At 39.9% G+C, this 21037-nt stretch carries 10 protein-coding genes; 6 read left to right on the top strand and 4 right to left on the bottom strand.

Translation table 11 applies throughout. From position 1 onward, the window contains the following. Positions 1-174: 174 nt before the first annotated feature. The 4 genes from RRG12_RS31805 to RRG12_RS31790 form a co-directional block, all read right to left on the bottom strand. On the bottom strand, positions 175-867 hold the full coding sequence (locus tag RRG12_RS31805) for a DevA family ABC transporter ATP-binding protein (protein WP_420761962.1): 693 nt from the start codon (positions 865-867) through the stop codon (positions 175-177). Between the two features lie 23 nt (positions 868-890). Further along, positions 891-2063 carry an ABC transporter permease DevC gene (gene devC / locus RRG12_RS31800; RefSeq protein WP_069074445.1) on the bottom strand — a complete coding sequence of 391 codons (1173 nt, stop codon included), beginning with the start codon at positions 2061-2063 and terminating at the stop codon, positions 891-893. Between the two features lie 145 nt (positions 2064-2208). Further along, on the bottom strand, positions 2209-3414 hold the full coding sequence (locus RRG12_RS31795; protein ID WP_420761961.1) for an ABC exporter membrane fusion protein: 1206 nt from the start codon (positions 3412-3414) through the stop codon (positions 2209-2211). 313 nt (positions 3415-3727) lie between these two features. Continuing rightward, positions 3728-4051: a hypothetical protein gene (locus RRG12_RS31790; RefSeq protein WP_069074443.1), complete on the bottom strand. Its 324-nt coding sequence runs from the start codon at positions 4049-4051 to the stop codon at positions 3728-3730. A gap of 1109 nt (positions 4052-5160) precedes the next feature. Here RRG12_RS31790 and RRG12_RS31785 point away from each other — a divergent pair. The 6 genes from RRG12_RS31785 to RRG12_RS31760 all read left to right on the top strand — a co-directional run bounded on the left by RRG12_RS31785 (position 5161) and on the right by RRG12_RS31760 (position 20670). After that, complete coding sequence (locus RRG12_RS31785; protein WP_420761960.1) at positions 5161-5502, top strand: hypothetical protein; 342 nt, start codon at positions 5161-5163, stop codon at positions 5500-5502. A 729-nt stretch (positions 5503-6231) separates the two neighbouring features. After that, a complete protein-coding gene (locus tag RRG12_RS31780; RefSeq protein WP_420761959.1) occupies positions 6232-13566 on the top strand; it encodes an SDR family NAD(P)-dependent oxidoreductase in 7335 nt (2444 codons plus the stop codon). A 412-nt stretch (positions 13567-13978) separates the two neighbouring features. Beyond that, positions 13979-17302, top strand: coding sequence for a PfaB family protein (locus RRG12_RS31775; protein ID WP_420761958.1), 3324 nt, complete (start codon positions 13979-13981; stop codon positions 17300-17302). A 56-nt stretch (positions 17303-17358) separates the two neighbouring features. Next, a complete protein-coding gene (locus RRG12_RS31770; protein ID WP_420761957.1) occupies positions 17359-19020 on the top strand; it encodes a PfaD family polyunsaturated fatty acid/polyketide biosynthesis protein in 1662 nt (553 codons plus the stop codon). A gap of 14 nt (positions 19021-19034) precedes the next feature. Further along, a complete protein-coding gene (locus RRG12_RS31765; RefSeq protein WP_420761956.1) occupies positions 19035-20333 on the top strand; it encodes a hypothetical protein in 1299 nt (432 codons plus the stop codon). A 49-nt stretch (positions 20334-20382) separates the two neighbouring features. Beyond that, positions 20383-20670, top strand: a complete 288-nt coding sequence (locus RRG12_RS31760; protein ID WP_069074438.1) for a 2Fe-2S iron-sulfur cluster-binding protein — start codon at positions 20383-20385, stop codon at positions 20668-20670. Positions 20671-21037 lie beyond the last annotated feature (367 nt).

The following is a 21037-nucleotide window of genomic DNA, read 5'->3' as shown; positions in this document are numbered from 1 at the left end:
TATCTAGTCATCTTTCAGATGACTTTAGCTATGAGACAGGGATTTACAATCCCTGGCGGACGTGCGGTTTCGCGTTCAGTTGACACCAATGAGCAGTGCTTTACCCCTACGAAAAATCTATATGTATCAAGATTTTCATGAAATTGTATGAGACTTTCGTTTCCTTAAGGATAATCACGAAACTTCTTTGACCAGATAACCATCTTCCATATGAATTATGCGATCTGCAATATCTAAAATTCTATTGTCGTGAGTGACCATTAAGATAGCACAATTTTGTTCTTTAGCTAGTTGCTGCATCAAGGTGACAACATCTCGGCCTGTCTTACTGTCTAAAGCTGCTGTCGGTTCATCAGCTAAAACTAATTTGGGATGACTTACTAAAGCACGAGCAATAGCTACCCGTTGTTTTTGTCCTCCAGAAAGATCAGATGGATAATAATTTACTCTATTCTCCAATTTAACAGCACTGAGTATAGCTTCTGATTTTTTGCGAGCTTCCAATTCAGGAATGTTTTTGTGTAATTCAAGTGACATTTGAACATTCTGTCTCGCTGTTAAGAAATCTAGCAAGTTGTGAGCTTGAAAAATATAGCCAATATGCCGACGTACTTGAACTAATTGCTGATTAGTAGCTCCAGAAAGCTCCTGACCGATAAATTTCAAACTTCCTTCTTGGACAGAACGTAAGCCACCAATTAAAGTCAGTAAAGTTGTTTTTCCTGAACCTGATGGCCCAGTCATAATCACAATTTCTCCATATTTGATATTAAAATTAATATCAGATAATACCTGACTTCGTATTTTTTTATCGCCGAAGTAGTGATTAAGATTTTCTATGGTGACGATGAATTTTTGTTTAAGCATTTTATTTATACACTAGATTTAATCTAGAAAATATCTGCTGGATCTACATTTCGGAGTTTATTTGTAGATAAAAACCCCGAAGTTAAACACATTAATGTTGCTGAGATTAATACTAATATGGCTTTATCTGTAGTCATGATAACTGGTAATTTAGTAGCATTTTTTGATACATCATATAGGGCTATAGATATAGCTAAACCCGGAACATAACCTAGAGATGCTAAAATTAAAGCTTGTTGAAAAACTACACTTAATAAGTATTTATTTTTGAATCCCATTGCTTTTAAAGTTGCATATTCGGTTAAATGACTAGAAATATTACTATAAAGTATTTGATAAACAACGATTACACCAACAACAAACCCCATTAAAACCATCAAGTTAAACACGAACCCAATAGGTGTTCTAAGAGACCAATAGGCTTTTTCCAAAGCAATAAAGTCTTTGCGGGTAATAACTCTGACATCTTTGGGTAATTTGGCTGATAAATCTGCTAAAACTTTTTGGGGGTTAGCACCAGGTTTGAGTTTAATTAATCCTATATCTATTTTTTGTACCGGACGATCTTGAAATATTCGCAGAAAAGTTGAAGAACTAACGATTAAATTTCCATCAACGCCAAAAGAAGGCCCTAGTTTAAATAAACCACCAATTTTAACTCTGTAACCAACTAATCCGGTATAGCTAAATATTTCAACTTTTATATCTTTTCCTTGCTCAAAATCTTTAGCGATCGCACCAAATTCTGGACGAGAATCGCGGTCAAATAAAACAATGTTAGGAATCCTGATTATACTGAGCTTTTCTTCGATATTTGGAAACTTAAAAATTGATTTAACTGGATCGAACCCAAGCACATATAGTGGAAATTTTAGACCATTGTTGGGGTTCTTAAATTTAGCGAATTGTACATATAAAGGGCTAACTGATTCTACACTATCAAAACCTAATACCTGATATAAATTTGAACGAAAAAAGCTTTGATTTGATGTTAGCGATTTATATTGGGCACTGATTAAAAATAAGTCTCCTTCTAGATTTTTATGCAACTGGGTAGCACTATCATAGAGGGCGGCTTGGAAACCAATTTGCATAAACATTAGAACTGCTACAAAAGCAATTCCAGCCAAAGCTACAATAAAGCGAATTTTTTGTCGAGCTAATTGTAGCCAAGCTAAGGGTATATTGAGAATCATTTGGTAAACCTCAAGGATAGAAATTAGACTAAGCTGAGGAAAAGTGCTTTGTTTAAATCAAGATTTTTTAGCCTGTCCTAATTACGAATTAATCTTAGACAGTTTAGGAATATTTTGTGAGTTTAAAAAGCTCTATTGAGAAGTGCTAAATATCAATCATTACCTCCACCTGTAAATCAGTAAAGCCAGCGATTTGCTGGTTGTCTTCCGTATTGTCAATCCGAATTTTTACATCAACTATTTTGTTGTCGGTATCTGCTTGAAGATTGCTATTAAAGATATTTTGTTTGCCAATTTGCAAACCAATATCTGCGACTTTTCCTCGTAATTTCCCTGGCAATGCATCGCTAGTAATAATGGCCGACTGACCTAGACGCACTTTTTTAATATCAGTTTCATAGACTTCTGCTACCACATACATCTGTTGTGTACGACCTAAATCAGCTATTCCTGTATTGCCGATAACTTCTCCAGGCCAAGCATTAATTTTCATGATTTGCCCGGTTATAGGCGATCGCACAATACTTAAATCCCACTCTGCCTTAGCCTGGTTAACTGAGGCTACTGCACTTTCGACATCAGCTTGAGCTGCTGCTATATCGGTAGGACGAATCTCAGCAATACTTTTGAGTCTGGCTTTGGCCTCCGTTAACTGCTTTTGCAGAGTTTCTACAGTGCGGTTGAGAGAAGCCCTAGCTTCATTGAGTTGCTGTTGAACTGTATCTACTCGCAAACGTTTAGTATCTGCGTCGGAAGCTGAAATCGCCCCGTCTTTGTATAACTGTTGATATCGCTGATTTTCGCTTTCAGCATTGCGCCACTCAGCCTCTAAGCGAGCGATCGTTGCTTGTTGTGCAGAAGTTTCTCCGCGCAACTCAGCTTCTAAACGAGCAATGGTTGCTTTTTGTGCAGATATATCTCCAGCTTTTGCACCAGCTTTTACCTGGTTGAGACTAGCTTGGGCAACTATGACTTGTTGCTGGGCTTTTTCTAGGGCTGCAAGACGAGGAAAGTAACTGTCTAGAATTGCAACTACTTGCCCTTGTCGCACCCTATCTCCTTTGTTTACCATGAGTTTTGTGACCCTTACACCCCCTTGGGATTCTGGGGCCGACAGACGAATAACTTCTCCTTGAGGTTCTAAACGTCCTAAAGCAGCAATAGCAGTCATTTTAGGAGAACTATTTGGGGTAGCTAAAGGCTCAACTTTTGAGGACAACTGAAATCGTGAAAAGGTATAGAAAGTAACAGCACCAGTAGCTACAGCCATAGTAGTTGCTAACATGACCGGCCACCAACCTACAGGTTTGATGAATGGTTTGATGAATGACTGTTTTTGTTTTTGTACCATAATTTTAATGAGGGAATTAAGCCCCCCTCTTTTAAAGGGGGGTTGGGGGATCTTCCGAAGCCAGATATCACTAACATTAAGGGTATTGATTCATCAATCTATTAGTAGAATCAAACCACTGTGCAGAGTCACTAATCATTAGTTATTAGTCCAATAGAAATCACACCCACTCTTTAAGATGGTTTGAATTAGTCCGATGAAAGACAAAGTTTTTCCACCCACAAGGAACGGGGTATGCACCAATGACCAATGACTACTTAATCAACTTTCGGTAGAGCCATTTAGTACTTTATGCATCTAATCAGAGATAGCTCTATTTGTTTAGCACTACCTCTTTTTTAGTTTTAACGATCGCCAAGTATTCGCTGCGAGTTCCATCTATGCGATAGTGGTCGCAAATTTGGCAGAGCTTCAAAATATCCAAACGACTAAATACTTTTTGATGCTCAATGCCGTTATCATTTCTCCATCGCCAGAAAGTTGTCCGATCAATGCGGCGATTACTTTCTGGCCATCTTCGTCTGGATAAAAAATCTACTAGTTCCTCTTCAAAAAACGAGTAGCCTTTTGGTAACTTCAGGAGTTCTTCTCTTAACTTAATTAGCGGTATGAGTGGATCTAGCTCAGATAGTCTCATGCCAGCAAGCCCTTATATTTTCGTGACAGTAAAATTATGCAGAACGCTTCATACAACACGGGTCATCGCATTAAATTGCATTGTCATACTGTGCGTTTATGAATATATAGAGGAACCAGCAAATCAGGTGAATTTATATTTATCTTCTCCCTATTGATCTATCTCTAGACATTCTTAAACAAACAGTATTGAATTACATCATTTAATCACTTACGATAAACGGAATGATACTCAATTGCAACCCACATGCAACATCGTTGATGATAATTAGCTAGTAATGTTTTCGGCGTAAATCATAAATAATGTTTGCAATTCTTTATCGGTTTTCAACATTGTTATATCTTTGGTATTATTCAGCATATCGAAATAAGTCTTTGGTTCGTGATTTATTTTTTGTTAACTAGAGTTTTTCATTCCTTAGATATAGCTACTAGTGGCTATTGTGACATTGGGCAAATAGATTTTTTTTACAGTAATAGCTTTTGAAAAAATTAGCTTATTGATTAATGCATAATTTATTAAACAAATAAATCAACTTGTGGATAGATGTAAAAGCTATAGCAGCAATTCACAGATACCCAATCTTTGTAAAAAGATGGTTGTCTGTGTCTTTTAATACGCAAATAAACTACATACAGTTTAACTTGGTTGATAAATTAATGCTTTTTATTAGCACTTAACCTTCTTCTATCACTCTAGGCATAGTAAATATTTCAAGATAAAATACACATACCTAATACGTAAAAAAATAGCTGCTCACTTTAACTAGACTCCTCAAACTATAAGAGAAGTCTTACATGAATGGCGCAAAATTCAATTGGAGTGGCAACATATTAAAAAAGATGAACTATCAGGACAAATATTTGACGGCGAGTTAGACCTTGCTTATGCCGTAATCAATGGAATTAAAGCGAGGGGAGAAAGAGGAAAACACAGTGTAGAACGTATTAATTTTAACTCTTCCTATCAGTTTTAACTTTTCGTTACATAGTTATAAATTTCCATGCCAACTTACTTACTTAATTCAATGAGAATTATTGAAGCGAAGATATATGCAATTTCTATGCAATTTCTAAAATGTATTTTTACGATGTGACATACTAATTGAAATGAGTTTTAATAATTATGTGAGTGAAAGCGATCGCCCTCCAAAGACCCTAGATAAAATGAAACTACAGCGATTCATGCTCTCATTGCCAAGCTTTGATAACCAGCGACTAATTTTTCATTCAGCTCGCCAGACTCTTCGCAAAGCTGAAATGGCCCGCGTCGCGGTGCGTGAATGGCTCAATCAACATGATTGTGAGCTAGAAGAGTGGAAAAGTAAAAAAGCTTCTGAGTTGGGAATTAGTATTAGTAGACTTGAACAAAAGCTATTAGCTGCTGCTCAACATCAAACCATAACAAATAAAGGAGATAACAATTCTAATCCAGAAGAAGATTCTGTATAGTTTAATACGTAGATTCTGAATAACTTACCTGATGTTAGCTAGCAAATGTGTAACCAAAACTATAGTACTGTTAATTTGAAGTTGCCTACAAAGTTTTGTTTGACAATATTTCATGTGGTAACACTTATCTCGTCGTATGCAAGTTGCATATCAATTGAAATGGAGAAGCGACTAGTTTAAGATTCAGTACAAGTAACCGTTGATAAGATAACACGGAGTAGGATAAGTTTTCTGGATGAAACTATCCAAGCTAAAACTGATCAACAACCAGGGCTATTTCATTCTCATCTATTCCGCCTCAGAATGAATTCTGAGTCTAATAGCGAAATTCGTCTAAAGACGGCTGAGAAAAGATTATAGTCTGTTTGCACAAACTGTAGTTATTAGCCTGAAGCTTGAGTGATGGGCAGCTTATGTCTAGAACCTAGAATGCAATAGCCCTGGATCAATAATTTATGTTTTAACGTTGAATCTCTAATTTGAAGAGATTTTTAGATACGTGAAATAGTTCAAGAAAGAAGTCATAATTATACATTTAGACTTCAGAATATTGCCATTAAAATCTCTTCCAGCAGGGTTATAACTCTTGAATCTTTAACTCAAAGCATATCAATCATCATCTATAACCCTAACTCTGTCTAAAAGCCGCTCAAATCTACCTTTTTTGTAGAGGTAATATTTTTATAAAAATCTCTACATCTTAATAAATCCAATAGTAAAGATAAAGTCATGGCTGCTTCTAAGATTGAAGCTGTTTTGGCACAGTTGCAAGAAGAAGTGAGCAATTGTGAACAAGCTCTACTCAAGCTCATACAGGTGAAAAAAGTTATGGTTGACAATGCACCACTAACCAGCGAAATAAATACACATCGGCAAAAAACCGATATTGCCATTATCGGGATGGCTTCTATATTTCCCCAATCGAAAAATTTACAGGAATATTGGGAAACAATTATTCACAAAGTTGATTGTATTACTGATATTCCAGCTTCGCGTTGGAATGTAGAGGATTATTATGATCCTAATCCCAGAGCGTTTGATAAAACCTACTGTAAAAGAGGCGGATTTATCCCGGATGTGAATTTCAATCCGATGGAATTTGGGCTACCACCTAACAGCCTAGAAGTTACAGACATTTCGCAATTGCTAGGTTTAGTTGTTGCGAAAGCGGCGATGGAAGATGCCGGTTATGGCGAATCTCGGCAGTTTAGTCGCGATCGCACCGGTGTAATCTTAGGTGTAGCGCTGGGTAGGCAGTTGGCGGTTCCACTGACTGCGAGAATGCAGTACCCAGTTTGGGAAAAAGTTCTCAAAGGTAGCGGTTTATCCGATGAGGATACACAAAAAATCATTGAGAAAATCAAAAGTGCATACGTGCAGTGGGATGAGAATGCCTTCCCCGGTATGCTGGCAAATGTAGTTACAGGAAGAATTGCCAACCGCTTAGATTTGGGTGGAACTAATTGTGTAGTCGATGCCGCCTGTGCAAGTTCATTGGGTGCGCTCAAGATGGCAATTAGTGAGCTAATTGAGCATCGAGCCGATATGATGATCACTGGCGGAGTTGACACCGACAACTCAATTATGGCCTACATGTGTTTCAGCAAAACTCCTGCTGTTTCCCAAGGTGAGAATGTCAAACCATTCGATGCCGAATCAGATGGGATGATGCTGGGTGAAGGTGTGGGAATGTTAGTCCTGAAGCGCCTTGAGGATGCCCAGCGAGATAATGACCGAATCTATGCAGTCATCAAAGGTATTGGCACTTCTAGCGATGGCCGTTATAAAAGCATCTATGCACCGCGTCCTGAAGGTCAAGTCAGAGCCTTACATCGTGCTTACGAAGATGCCGGATTTTCGCCTACCAGTGTTGGTTTGATTGAAGCACACGGCACTGGCACTATGGCTGGAGATCCAGCCGAATTTTCATCGATAAAAGAAGTTTTTGGCGAAAACAATCCCAAAAAACAACATATTGCCCTCGGAACTGTTAAATCGCAGATTGGACATACAAAAGCGGCTGCGGGTGCGGCGAGTTTGATTAAAACGGCTTTGGCTCTCCACCACAAAGTCTTACCAGCCACCATTAATGTCACCAAACCGCATCCTAAATTAGATATTGATAGTTCCCCGTTTTATTTAAATACGGAAACTAGACCTTGGATTAGCAGCGATGAGCAACCAAGACGTGCAGGGGTAAGTTCTTTTGGCTTTGGCGGCACAAATTATCACGTCGTTTTGGAAGAATACACCAGTCAACATCAGCAACCTTATCGTTTACACAAACCTTCCCAGCCGATGTTGCTATTTGCCTCAACGCCTGAAGAATTGTTGTCGCGTTGTCAAGAAATTGGACAGCAATTGCAATCCGATACCGGAGAGCAGCTTTACACAGAATTGATTTCGGCATCTCAATCTTTAGAAATTCCGATCGCAAATGCCAGACTTGGATTTGTTGCTGATTCTCTCACTCAAGCTTGCGACTTATTACGAACAAGTATTGAGTTACTAAGAAACAAGTTGCAAGCAGAATCTTGGGAACATCCCCAAGGAATTTACTACCGCAAAACTGGCATAGCAACAGAGGGGAAGGTGGTTGCCCTATTTTCTGGGCAAGGTTCGCAATATTTAGAGATGGGTCGGGAACTCTTAATTAATTTCCCAGAATTGGGGCAGACCTATACTCAAATTGACAACCTTTTACGCCAAGACGGTTTGCAACCCCTTTCGGAGGTTGTTTTCCCTAACCCGGTGTTTGATTTAGATCAAAAGACTGCTCAGATGAAAGTCTTGCAGCAAACAGAATATGCACAGCCGGCGATTGGGGCTTTTAGTGCTGGTTTGTACAAGATATTGCAACAAGCTGGGTTTAAGCCAGATTTTGTGGCAGGGCATAGCTTTGGAGAACTTACCGCTCTTTGGGCTGCGGGGGTTTTGAGTGAGAAAGATTACTTTTTCTTAGTCAAGGCTAGGGGTCAAGCGATGGCTGCACCAGAAGATTCGCAGTTGGATGCGGGAGCCATGCTGGCGGTAAAAGGGGATGTTAATCAGGTTACAGAACTGATTCAGAATTTCCCGCTGATTACCATTGCTAACCTGAATTCTCCAAATCAGATGGTGTTAGCAGGGACGAAAGCTGAAATTGCCAATGTAGAAGAGGCTCTGAAAACTCAAGGATTTTCTACAATCTTGCTGGGAGTTTCCGCAGCTTTCCATACTCCACTAGTAGCTTATGCACAGCAACCCTTTGCCAGAGCTATTGAAAAAGTTACTTTCAACGAGCCACAAATCCCGGTTTTCACCAATGTGACTGGAAAGCGTTACCCAAATGACCCGCAAGTTATTCAAAAAGTCCTCAAAGAACATCTGAGGAATCAGGTGTTGTTTAAGCAGGAAATTGAGAATATTTATGCTGAAGGCGGTCATTGCTTTATTGAATTTGGGCCGAGGAGCGTTCTCACCAACTTGGTAAAAGATATTCTGAGCGATCGCCCTCATTTAGCTGTAGCTTTAAACACCAGTCATCTCAAAGATAGCGATCGCACTTTACGGCAAGCTGTTATTCAGTTGCGCGTTGCTGGATTACCTTTGCAAAACTTAGACCCCTATCAACTGGAGTACAAAATCCCAGAAGCTTCTCCAAATAAGGTCTTGAATGTCCGCTTAAATAGCACCAACTATGTATCAGAAAAAACAAAGCAGTCCTTTGAAAAAGCTATGCAAAATGGGCATCAAGTGAAATCCACCGTTGGAAATGGTAATAAACCAGTAACAGCTAACCCCTCTCATCCAGCAGAGAAAGTCGCAGTCAATGGTCAATCCACTGTTGGAAATGGCAATAAGCCAGTAACAGCTAACCCCTCTCATCCAGCAGAGAAAGTCGCAGTCAACGGTCAATCCACCGTTGGAAATGGGAATAAGCCAGCAACAGCTAACCCCTCTCATCCAGCAGAGAAAGTCGCAGTCAATGGTCAATCCACCGTTGGCAATGGCAATAAACCAGCAACAGCTAACCCCTCTCATCCAGCAGAGAAAGTCGCAGTCAATGGTGGAGTGAAATCTGTGCAGAATGGGCAATCAGACCAACTAGATATCAAGTCTTTGCAACCTATTCCAGAACTTCCTCTAAGTTACCTAAGAGCTATAGACAACTTAGAGTACACATTAATAGAGTTCAATCGCCATCAACATGATATCTTGCAGGTTCATGAACAATCTTTGAACCATCAGACAGAATATACCAAAACCTTTTTCCAACTCATGCAGCAACAACATGCGTTGTGGGGAAATGGTAAATTCAGCGAGCCACAAACACAAACACAGCAATTAGTAGTCTCTAGTTCAGAACGCAGCATCATGCGGTTTCACGACCATCAAGCTGATAGCATCCGCATCCATGAGCAATATCTGAACCATCAGCAAGAATACACTAACAACTTTTTCCAATTGCTCCAGCGACATTATGAACAGTCGCCCAGCAATACAAGTCTGATACCGCCAATTAACTATCAACCTAGTCCAGTAGTTCCACCAACCCAAAAGGATAACTCTGTTCTGGAAACTGCATCGGTTGATGTATCGAGTAATGGATTTGCCATTAAATCTGAGCCAGTTTCAACTAATGGTAATGGTACAAATGGTAATGGCGCACATTATCAAGCAGCAGTTTTGGATATTCCCCCATTAGAGGAGAATAATACTGCAACTGTAGCGTTTGTCCCTTCAGCACCAGCAGAACCAGTAGCACCAGCAGAACCAGTAACGCCCACAGAACCAGTAGCACCCCCACCCCCAGCAGTAATCATTGATCAAGCCATCCTGAGCGAAACTCTGATTAACGTTGTTAGTGATAAAACAGGCTATCCAACGGAGATGCTAGACCTGACAATGGATATCGAGGCAGATTTGGGGATTGATTCCATCAAACGTGTGGAAATTCTCGGAGCGTTGTTAGAACTATATCCTGATTTGCCCAGACCGAATCCCGAAGAAGTGGGACAGCTACGCACCCTCGGTCAAATAGCTGAGTATATGGGGAAAATTGCATCAGAAATCTCAGCAGCGATCCCTGCGGTGGGCCTTGTCAACGCACCTGTGGATGAAAATGGGCAAGATGGGAAGGATGGGGGAGATGACGGTGATGGGGGAGTAACAGTAACATCCCCTTCATCCCCTTCACCCTCTTCACCCTCTTCACCCCCCTCATCTCCAGAGCTTACTAACATTGTCTCTAACGTCGTGAGTGAAAAAACTGGCTACTCGATGACGATGTTAGATTTATCAATGGATCTTGAGACAGATTTGGGAATTGATCGCGTCAAACTTGTGGAAATTCTAGGAGCGTTGCTAGAACTATATCCTGATTTACCCAAGCTGAATTCAGAAGCATTGGCTCAATTACATACTCTCGGACAAATTGTTGCATATATAGAGAAGGGGGTGGGGACTGGGGACTGGGGACTAGGGACTGGGGAAGAGTTTTCCCAATCCCCATTACCCAATCCCCAATCCCCAATACCCAATACCCAATCCCCAGTACCCAGTACCCAATCCCGAATTCTTCGCTCTCCTGTCAAACTCAAATATCTTCCTGAACCTGATTTTTTAGATTTCACGTTCCCAGATCAGCATATTGCCTTGCTTACTGATGATGGTTCTCTCACCACGGCGAAACTAGCTGAGACTCTGTTAAAGCGTGGCTGGAAGACTGTTGTCTTAACTTTTCCCTCAACTGTGATTCCTAAGCAATCTGCTTTACCTGAAGGGGTTAGCCGTGTGGTGCTTGCAGATTTGAGCGAGGAGCATTTGCAAGAACAGTTAACAGCGATCGCTAATAATTATGGTGCGATCGCTACATTTATCCATCTAAATCCCTCAAATCACGAAGATACAAGCAAGAATGTCCGCTATCTGGAATCAGAAAGAGCTATTCTTCGTCATATCTTTCTCATCGCCAAATATCTCAAAGAACCACTGAATCAAGCAGCACTTCAAGGACGCAGTAGTTTTGTAACTGTGGCTCGTCTGGATGGCGAATTCGGACTAGGACACAAAACTAACTTCGGTGCAATTGGTGCTGGACTATTTGGACTCACTAAAAGTTTGAACCAGGAATGGGAATCTGTATTTTGCCGAGCGATCGACCTCAATCCTGATTTAGATGCCGAAATATCAGCACAGTATATCCTCGCTGAACTTCACGACCCCAATCTATTGGTTGTGGAAGTGGGATACAGTTCACAAGGAAGATCAACCTTAATATGTGAACAAGAAGAACAAAAAAACAGAGCGCAGCAAGTAGGAACAATCCCCTTTGCACCCAGCACCTTTTCCGCCAACCTTTTCCCCATCGCCAATGCCCAATCTCAAGTATTTCTCGTAAGTGGCGGTGCTAAAGGGATAACGGCTCAGTGTGCGATCAAACTAGCGCAACGTTATCAATGCAAATTTATCTTAATAGGTCGTTCCGCCGCCGATCCAGAACCTGTGTGGACTGAAGGCTACTTGAGTGAAGCTGATTTGAAAAAGCGGATTATGGAGGATTTCCTCGCTAGAGGCGAAAAACCCACACCTGCAATGGTGCAGAAAAAGTTTAACGTTATTTCATCTAGTCGGGAAATTGCTACAACCTTACAAGCCATTAAACAAGCGGGTGGGAAAGCTGAATATTTAAATGTTGATGTGACTGATGCGATCGCGCTTTCTGAACAAGTTGCTAATGCTGTGAAGCGTTTTGGCCCAGTGACAGGAATTATTCACGGGGCTGGTAATCTGGCTGATAAGCGGATTGAGAAAAAATCAGTCCAAGATTTTGAAACAGTTTACACTGCCAAAGTTAAAGGTCTAGAAAATCTGTTGCGGTGTGTACCACCCAATCAATTGAATTATTTAGTCCTGTTTTCTTCTGTAGTTGGTTTCTACGGAAATGTCGGACAGACAGATTATGCGATCGCTAATGAAATTCTCAACAAATCAGCCCACCTTGTCAAACGCAACCATCCCCATTCTCATGTAGTAGCGATTAATTGGGGCCCTTGGGACAGTGGTATGGTTTCTCCCGAATTAAAGCAAGCTTTTGCTGAACGAAATATTGAGACTATTCCGATTGAAGTTGGCACAGAGTTTTTAGTTGATGAATTAGCTAGTACAAATCAAGAAACTGTGCAAGTTGTGATTGGTAGTCCCCTGGTGTTTATGCCGGAAAAGCTACCAAGTGAGTTAAGAACTTTTCGTATCCAGCGGCAACTCACATTAGCTGCTAATCCCTTTTTACAAGACCATGTCATTGCTGGTTATCCAGTTCTACCAGCAACTTGTGGACTATTATGGATTGCTAATGCTTGTGAACAAATCTATCCTGGTTACAAAGCTTTCAGTTGTACAAATTATAAAGTTTTAAAGGGACTAATTTTCGATGAAAATTTACCAACTGAATACACTTTAGAATTGCAAGAAATTGCTAAACATGATATCAATGAAATAGATTTCGATGCCAAAATTTGGAGTAAAACTCCAGAAGGTAAAATCCGTTATCATTTCAGTAGCCAGATGAAACTGAAGCGGCAAGTTCCTAGTACCCCTACACTCGAATTTCTGAACTTAAGCCAGGATCATAGAATCACCGCTACGACTTCATCACTTTATCAAAATGGGGCAGCTACCTTATTTCACGGACTTACTTTTCAAGGCGTAAAATCTGTCTTAAATGCCACTCTGGATAAGATAACCATAGAATGCTACTTGCCAGAACCAGCAAAAAGACAACAAGGACAATTCCCAGTCCAAACATTTAATCCTTATATTGCAGATGTGCAGATTCATGCATTTTGGATTTGGGCACAGCATTTTTATCAGGTAGCTTGTCTACCTTCGGAAATCAAAACTTTTGAACAGTTTGAAGCTGTCCCCTTTGATGAAACATTTTATGTTTCTTGTGAAATAAAATCTAAAACAGAATCGGGTTTAGTGGTTGATGTCATCGCCCATAATCAGCAAGGACAAATATATACCCGAATGCTTGGAGCAAAGGGAACTATTCTACCCAAGCAATTAGATGAAATTTAAGTAGGAATTAGCCTAACTTTTCACTTAATTTGGAAAAGCTTCCTAACCCCAGGTAAGAAATTCAAAGTCTCTCTCCTTTGAGGAGCTACGGTGTAGAATTACCCCCCCTACGCGGTGTACACACAAGTCAAATTACCCCCCTTAATCCCCCCTTGCCAAGGGGGGAAATAGAAAATCTAGTTCCCTCCCCTTTGCAAGTAAAATCCAACCAATCATTACTGATTTTCCAGAATGGGGAAATAGAAAATCTAGTTCCCTCCCCTTTGCAAGGGGAGGGTTAGGGTGGGGTAAAACCTCGATTAATCAGCATTTCAGACACCGTGGACTTAAAGGAGAGAGGTTTTCCAGATACCGTAAAAAGTCAGGGAATCAGCAACTCAAAAATGTATATATCAGCTTGAGGAGACAGGTGATGGAAGAATTTGCAAAAAATAAAACTCCTAAAATAGCAATTGTGGGAATGGATTGCTATTTGGGTGGTGACTGCAAAGGATTAGATGCCTTTGAACGCAGTATTTATGAAGGAACTCAGCATTTTATTTCCATACCTCCTCAGCGATTGCAAGCAATAGAAGCCCAAGAAAAGTTGCTGAAAAACTATGGTTTTGCCGACGGTGCATTACCATTAGGCGCATACATCAAAGATTTTGAGATTGATGCTTTAGATTTGGAAATACCGCCAGAAGAAGTAGACAATTTTAATTCTCAAGAACTATTGATGCTTCAGGTAGCTGATAATGCCCTCAAAGATGCGGCACTTTCTCAAGGGACAAGAATAGCAATAATCATTGCTACTGCTACAGAACTAACTCTGGATCAACTTCCGAAAACAGAGCAGTTAAAAGCCATCGAACAAGATAATCAATATCCAAGTTACATCGAAAATGGACTGGCTGATTATATTTCCAAACTATGGAATTTTGCTGGCCCTGCATTCACATTAATTGCTAAACACAATACTGTTTTTAAAGCTTTAGAACTTGCACAAAAGCTACTCACAATCAGAGAAGTAGATGCTGTTTTAGTCGGTGCAATCGAGCTTGCTGGGGATGGTGCTAGTGTTTTACGACGAAATCAAATAACAAAAGTTAACACAGGCGTGAATACTCTCAGTTATGACCAGAATGCCAATGGCTGGATAGTAGGCGAGGGTGCGGCGGCTGTAGTATTGAAGCTCCACGAAACAGCAAAACAAGAGAACAATCGCATATATGCAACGATTGACGCTCTCAGTGTCCTGAAAAATTCAACAAATCGCGTCTCCAGTTCCCAATCCCCAAATTCTGAAGCGGTGACACAAGTTTGTCAACAGGCTTTTCATCTTGCAGACATCAAACCGAAAGATATCAACTATTTGGAAGTTGTTGGTAGTGGTATTCCCCAGCAAGATGAGTCAGAAATTCAAGGTTTGCTCACAGCTTATCGCACATTTGAACCAAATTTAACTTGTGCGATCGGTAGTGTCAAAGCCAATATTGGTCATACACATACTGCATCGGCAATAGTTAGTCTAGTTAAAACAGCACTCTGCTTATATCACCGCTATATTCCCGCAGTTCCCCAATGGTCTAGCCCCAAAACGCCAGAGATTTGGCAAGGTAGTCCTTTTTATGTCGCTTTTGAATCAAAACCCTGGTTTTTAGAAAAAGGAGCTACCAGAAGAATAGCTGCGATTAATGGGATGGAGATAGATGGGAGTTACGCACATTTAATTTTGTCAGAGGAACCAAATCAGAGAGAGCACAGCAGCCGATATTTAGAGCAAATGCCTTATTATGTATTTGCGATCGCAGCTGATGATCAATCAACTCTATTAGGCGAAATCCGCACTCTTGAGCAAACGATTCAAAATTCTTCTTCCCTATCTGACGCTGCTAGGCAGACTTTTACAGCTTTTCAACAGCGTCAACAGGCAACTTATGCTCTAGCAATTCTCGGACACAGTCAAGAGGAATTGCAACGAGAAATTCAGCACTCCCTCAAGGGTATTGCCCATGCCTTTGAGACAGGGAAAGACTGGCAAAGTCCTCTCGGTAGCTATTTTACGGCTAAACCGCTGGGTCAAAAAGGTAAAGTTGCTTTCGTTTACCCAGGTGCCTTTAGTGCTTATATCGGATTAGGTCGAAATCTGTTTCGTTTGTTTCCTCAACTTTACGATGATCCCTTCATCAGAAGCATCTACAATCGTGTTGCCAACGTCGAAAAACTTATTTATCCCCGAAGCTTAGAAAAATTGTCAACCAGGCAATTAGAAGCCCTTGAACAGCGATTGCTCAAAGATTCAGTAGCAGTACTCGAATCAGAAATGGCCTGTGCTGGGCTGATGACAGCAATTCTGAAAAATTATTTCCAACTCAAGCCCCAATCTGCTTTTGGTTATAGCTTGGGCGAAATTAGCATGATGTTGGCTCAAGGTGTCTGGACTGAGTTTCAAGAAGGTAGCGAGGGCTTTAACTCATCATCTCTGCTGAAGACGAGGCTATCTGGCCCCAAAAATGCTGTGCGCGAGTATTGGGGATTACCTCAAGGACAAGATGAGCCAAGCGAAGATTTTTGGCGCAACTATATTCTGATGTGTCCAGTCTCGCGTGTTCAGGAAGCTATCAAAGATGAAAAGCACGTCTATTTACCTTTAATTAATACTACAGAAGAAGTTGCGATCGCTGGTGATATTCAAGCCTGTCAGCGAGTAATTGCCAACTTAAATTGTAATGCTTTTTCTGCTCCCTTCACCCATGTGATTCATTGCGAGACAATGCGCTCTGAATACGATGAACTTGTGAGATTAAATACATTACCTACTCAAAACGTACCAGATACTATTTTCTATTCCGCAGCCGAGTATAAACCCATTGCCCTTGACAGCCATTCTATTGCTCACAACATTGCTCAAAACCTCTGTCAACAGCTTAATTTTCCTCAGCTAATTAACCGCGTCTATGAAGATGGTTTCAAAATATTCATCGAAGTAGGTGCCGGTAGTAACTGTTCCAGATGGATTGATAAAACCCTCGGTGTAAAAGAACACATCACTGTGTCTCTTAATAAAAGAGGTGTAGATGATCATACTTCTATTATCAAAGCCTTAGCAAAACTCCTCAGTCATCGGGTTAATTTAGATTTATCACCACTATATTTTCAAGAACCAAAAGTTTCCCACAAAAACAATTCTAAGGTGAGATTTGTAAACTTAGACAGTAGCGAGATTAATTACACGTCTTTGAACAATAAGAAACAAGAAAAGCTTCAAGATATATCTTTTAGCCATCCCATTAACACTGTTAATCAACAGCAGCATAAACTACCAGATTTTAAGGAATTAGCACAAATGAATTCTTCTTTGTTTCAAACTACAATCACAAATCCTGTCAATACTTATAGAAATACAGAACATATACAACAGCGAGAAGGTATTAAAAATGGTAGCGAATCGACTCAGCTATTGCTACAAGAGCGTAATTTAGAAACTGTCGAGAAATCAGAAAATAACGAAACTTGGATAACAGAACAGGAAAATTATCAATCCATTCTGACTTCTAGTTTGACAATTTCTCATGTTATTGATGAACCCCATTGTCTCAATTTACGTAGCCCTTACTATCAAAAGCTAAGTGAAAATGCTTCTCGTATGACCAAAACTCATGCTGTTTTTTTACAAGCGCGACAGGAGTCACTAAAGCAAATCAGCGCCATAATTCAGTTGCAAATGGCTTGTTATCAAAGGTTATTTGAATAAAATCTAAATTTTCATACTTTTATGCAGCTACATTATCTGACTGGAGAAATAAAAGCATGATAGGCGCAAACAATATACTAAACAAAAATGGTAATTACCTGAAAGTATCAGACTTTTCTTACCATCAAAATCAAGGTTGGCAAGGTGCTTTAGATTCTGTCTCTTTTAACGAAAAAGGCATAAAATCTAAATTACTAAATTTAGATAAACCTTGTTATATTATTAGAGTCGAAGGAAAAATTGGCGCAACTAACGAAGGTTATTTATATCCTTACAACCAAGAAAAGTCTGAGGATGCAGAAACATTAATAGCTGTTCCACCGTTATCAATTCGACAATTAGGTGATCCAACTTTTCTCAGCTTTCATGGCGTAAAATACGCTTATGCCACGGGCGCAATGGCTCAAGGAATTGCTTCTGAAGAACTAGTAATTGCCCTTGGTAAAGAGAAAATCCTAAGTTCATTTGGTGCTGGTGGCTTATCTCCTGCTCGCGTCGAAGCAGCCATTAACCATATTCAAAAAGCTTTACCCCAAGGGCCTTACGCATTTAACTTACTCCACAGTCCCAGTGAACCTGCTATTGAACGCGGCGTTGTTGATTTGTATCTTAAATATCAGGTAAGAACAATCGAAGCTTCCGCCTTCCTCGATTTGACTGACAACATTGTTTACTACCGCGCTGCTGGACTTGGTTTGAATGCAGCCAATCAAATCGAAATCAAAAATAAAATTATTGCCAAAATTTCTCGGAGAGAAGTTGCAACTAAATTTCTGCAACCTGCTCCCACAAAAATCTTAAAACAATTAGTTGAGCAAGGTCTTATTAGTGAATTACAAGCAAGTCTAGCTGAAAAAATTCCTGTAGCTGATGATATTACTGTAGAAGCTGATTCTGGTGGTCATACAGATAATCGTCCTTTGGTTTGTCTTTTACCATCTATTTTGGAATTGAGAGATGAAATTCAAAGAAAATTTTCTTATGAAAAACCAGTCAGAGTCGGAGTAGCAGGAGGAATTGCTACGCCACAATCAGCATTAGCTGCCTTTATGATGGGGGCTGCTTATGTTGTGACCGGCTCAATTAATCAATCTTGTATTGAAGCTGGAACTTCTCAACATACTAAACAATTGCTGGCTCAAGCCGAGATGGCTGATGTAATGATGGCTCCGGCGGCAGATATGTTTGAAATGGGGGTAAAACTCCAAGTTCTCAAAAGAGGAACTCTCTTTCCTTTGCGGGCACAAAAACTGTTTGAGTTATACAAAAACTATGACTCAATTGAAGATATTCCACTAGCAGAAAGAGAGAAATTAGAAAAACAAGTTTTACAAAAGAGTTTGGAAGCAGTTTGGGAAGAAACAGTTAGTTATTTATCTCAACGTAATCCCGATAAATTAACCAAAGCTGTTAATAATCCCAAACGGAAGATGGCTCTAATTTTCCGCTGGTATCTGGGATTATCATCTCGTTGGTCTAACTTTGGGGAAAAAGGGAGAGAAATGGATTATCAAATTTGGTGTGGCCCAGCTATGGGCAGCTTCAATGACTGGGTTAGAGGTTCTTATTTATCTGAATCAAATAATCGCCAAGTCGTTGATATTGCTAATCAGATTATGACCGGAGCGGCATTTTTATACCGGATGCAAAGTTTGAAAATGCAGGGTTTACAAATGCCAGCTTATTACAGTGAATATCGTCCATCTACTGCTAATTAAAGGAGGAAAATCAGATGAGCACTGTTAAAATTGATAACCGAATTCCCAAGATCCAAAATAAGCTTTTCGAGCAGGCACATACTAATCCCTTAGAATTAAAAACTGTCGCTATAGCGATGAGCAAGCAGGGAATTAAAGGAGAAAAACTCTACTCTCATCCGGGAATGCTCCCATTACCTGTACCCATTTGTGAGTATTTACTTTCCTTTAATGCTCGTCAAATGACAATTTTATCTGCGACATTCTTTGCTAACTTATACAAGTATGTTGCCAATAGCGAATATCAGTCTCTCATTTCCAACATGAGTATTGCCGAAAAAGTTTTTTCTTCCTACTCGGATGAATTTATGATTCTTCATCAGGAAACTAATGAAGAAATGGATCATATTTGGTCTTTTAGAACCGTATATAGTATGGTTTGCCGAGAAATAGGAATTCAAAGCTCCTTTGATGAGCCTGGTTTTTTCTATGGTTCTGTTGGTGCAATACCTCAATCAGATTTTGACAGTTTCGATACCCGTTTTACTTTTAATGAAGATTTAAATGAAACTCTGTTGAATCTTCAAAAGGGGAAAAACTCTCTTAAAGAGATTATCGAACAGACACAGCAACAAGGTCAAAATTTTACATATCGAACTTTACGCTTTATGATTGGGGATGCCATGAGGATGCTACCCGCCGAAAAAGTCCAAGAAAGTGGCTTGGGTAGTTTGGCTCTGCTGTATCGGTACATGGCTAATGTGGAATTAAAAAAAAGCGAAGCTTATTTATTTGATTCTCCCGAAAAGTTTGATTATGAACCATTAGCTTTTGAATTGAATCAGGGCCACTTAACAGATGAAGCACGTCATTACACAACATCTTTTGATTTAGGAGTAGAACTGTATAGGGTAGCTCCTCCAGAGGCTCAAGATTTCATTCGATATTTCATACAGCTAATTGTGGAAGACTACATTAGTGCTAGTTTCACAACTTATTTAGAGAAGTTAGACCTGACTGTGCAAGGAGTCATGTTAACTGATGTTAGAATTGGGCTAAACTCACTAAGTATGTCTTTGCACCATCCTGAGTTAGCTGATAAGCAAGTAGATATAAATCAATTAGTTCATTCTTGGAGACAGGTGAGTTCAAAGTGGCGCAATATCATTGGTTACATGGAACAAAAGAGTTGGCAATACAAATCTCAGCAGCTAGAGCGTCTGATTAAAGAACTGGGATTGGAGTTAAACACAACTAAGCTAGGTAACCGCTATCAGCGTTACAAGGATGCTTTGGCAATTAAGGAAATTCAAAAAGTTGTTGAAGTTGCCTAAGGTTTGCTAAATCTGCTAACCCTATTTCCTGAACCTAGTGAGTTGAGAAATGATAGTATCTATTCATTTTGAAGACGATCAAAAAACAGTTCAAGTTGAAGCAAACCAACGCTTAACTCAGGTTTGTGATGATCATCCTAGTTCAATTTTATTTGGTTGTCGTTGCGTTGCTTGCGGAACCTGCCTCATAGAAGTTGTAAGTGGGATGGAAAATCTAACTCCTGTGATGGATGAAGAACGGATTTTGCTTGATGTGTTGGCTCCAGATAATCCCAATATTCGCCTAGCTTGTCAATGCATTGTGCAGGGTGATATTCGCATTCGGGTCGCTGATTAGTTGACAAATTGTATATAGCCCGATGTGCGTTTAAGAGATTAGGACTTACGCAAAACTATAGGCTGTAGGGGTAATCAATGTAAATGCAAAGCTGCCCCTAACTGAAAATCATTTTTTGACTATTGTTTGCGTAAGTCTTAGAGTATGTTTGAAAAGTCCTCTTCTCGGTATCAAAAGTTTTAGATCCCCCTAAATCCACGCCAGTTGCTCATGGGGGAAACCCCCAAGACCGCACTGGCTCCCCTTAACAAGGGGGACTTTAATTCCGGTTCCCCCCTTTTTAAGGGGGGTTAGGGGGGATCAACAAGTGCCTAAAATCACAGACAATTACTTTTCAAACATCCTCTAACAGATATGAAGCAGTAGT

It is taken from the genome of Nostoc sp. CALU 546, assembly GCF_048836525.1.
This window is presented reverse-complemented; position numbering and strand designations above follow the sequence as displayed.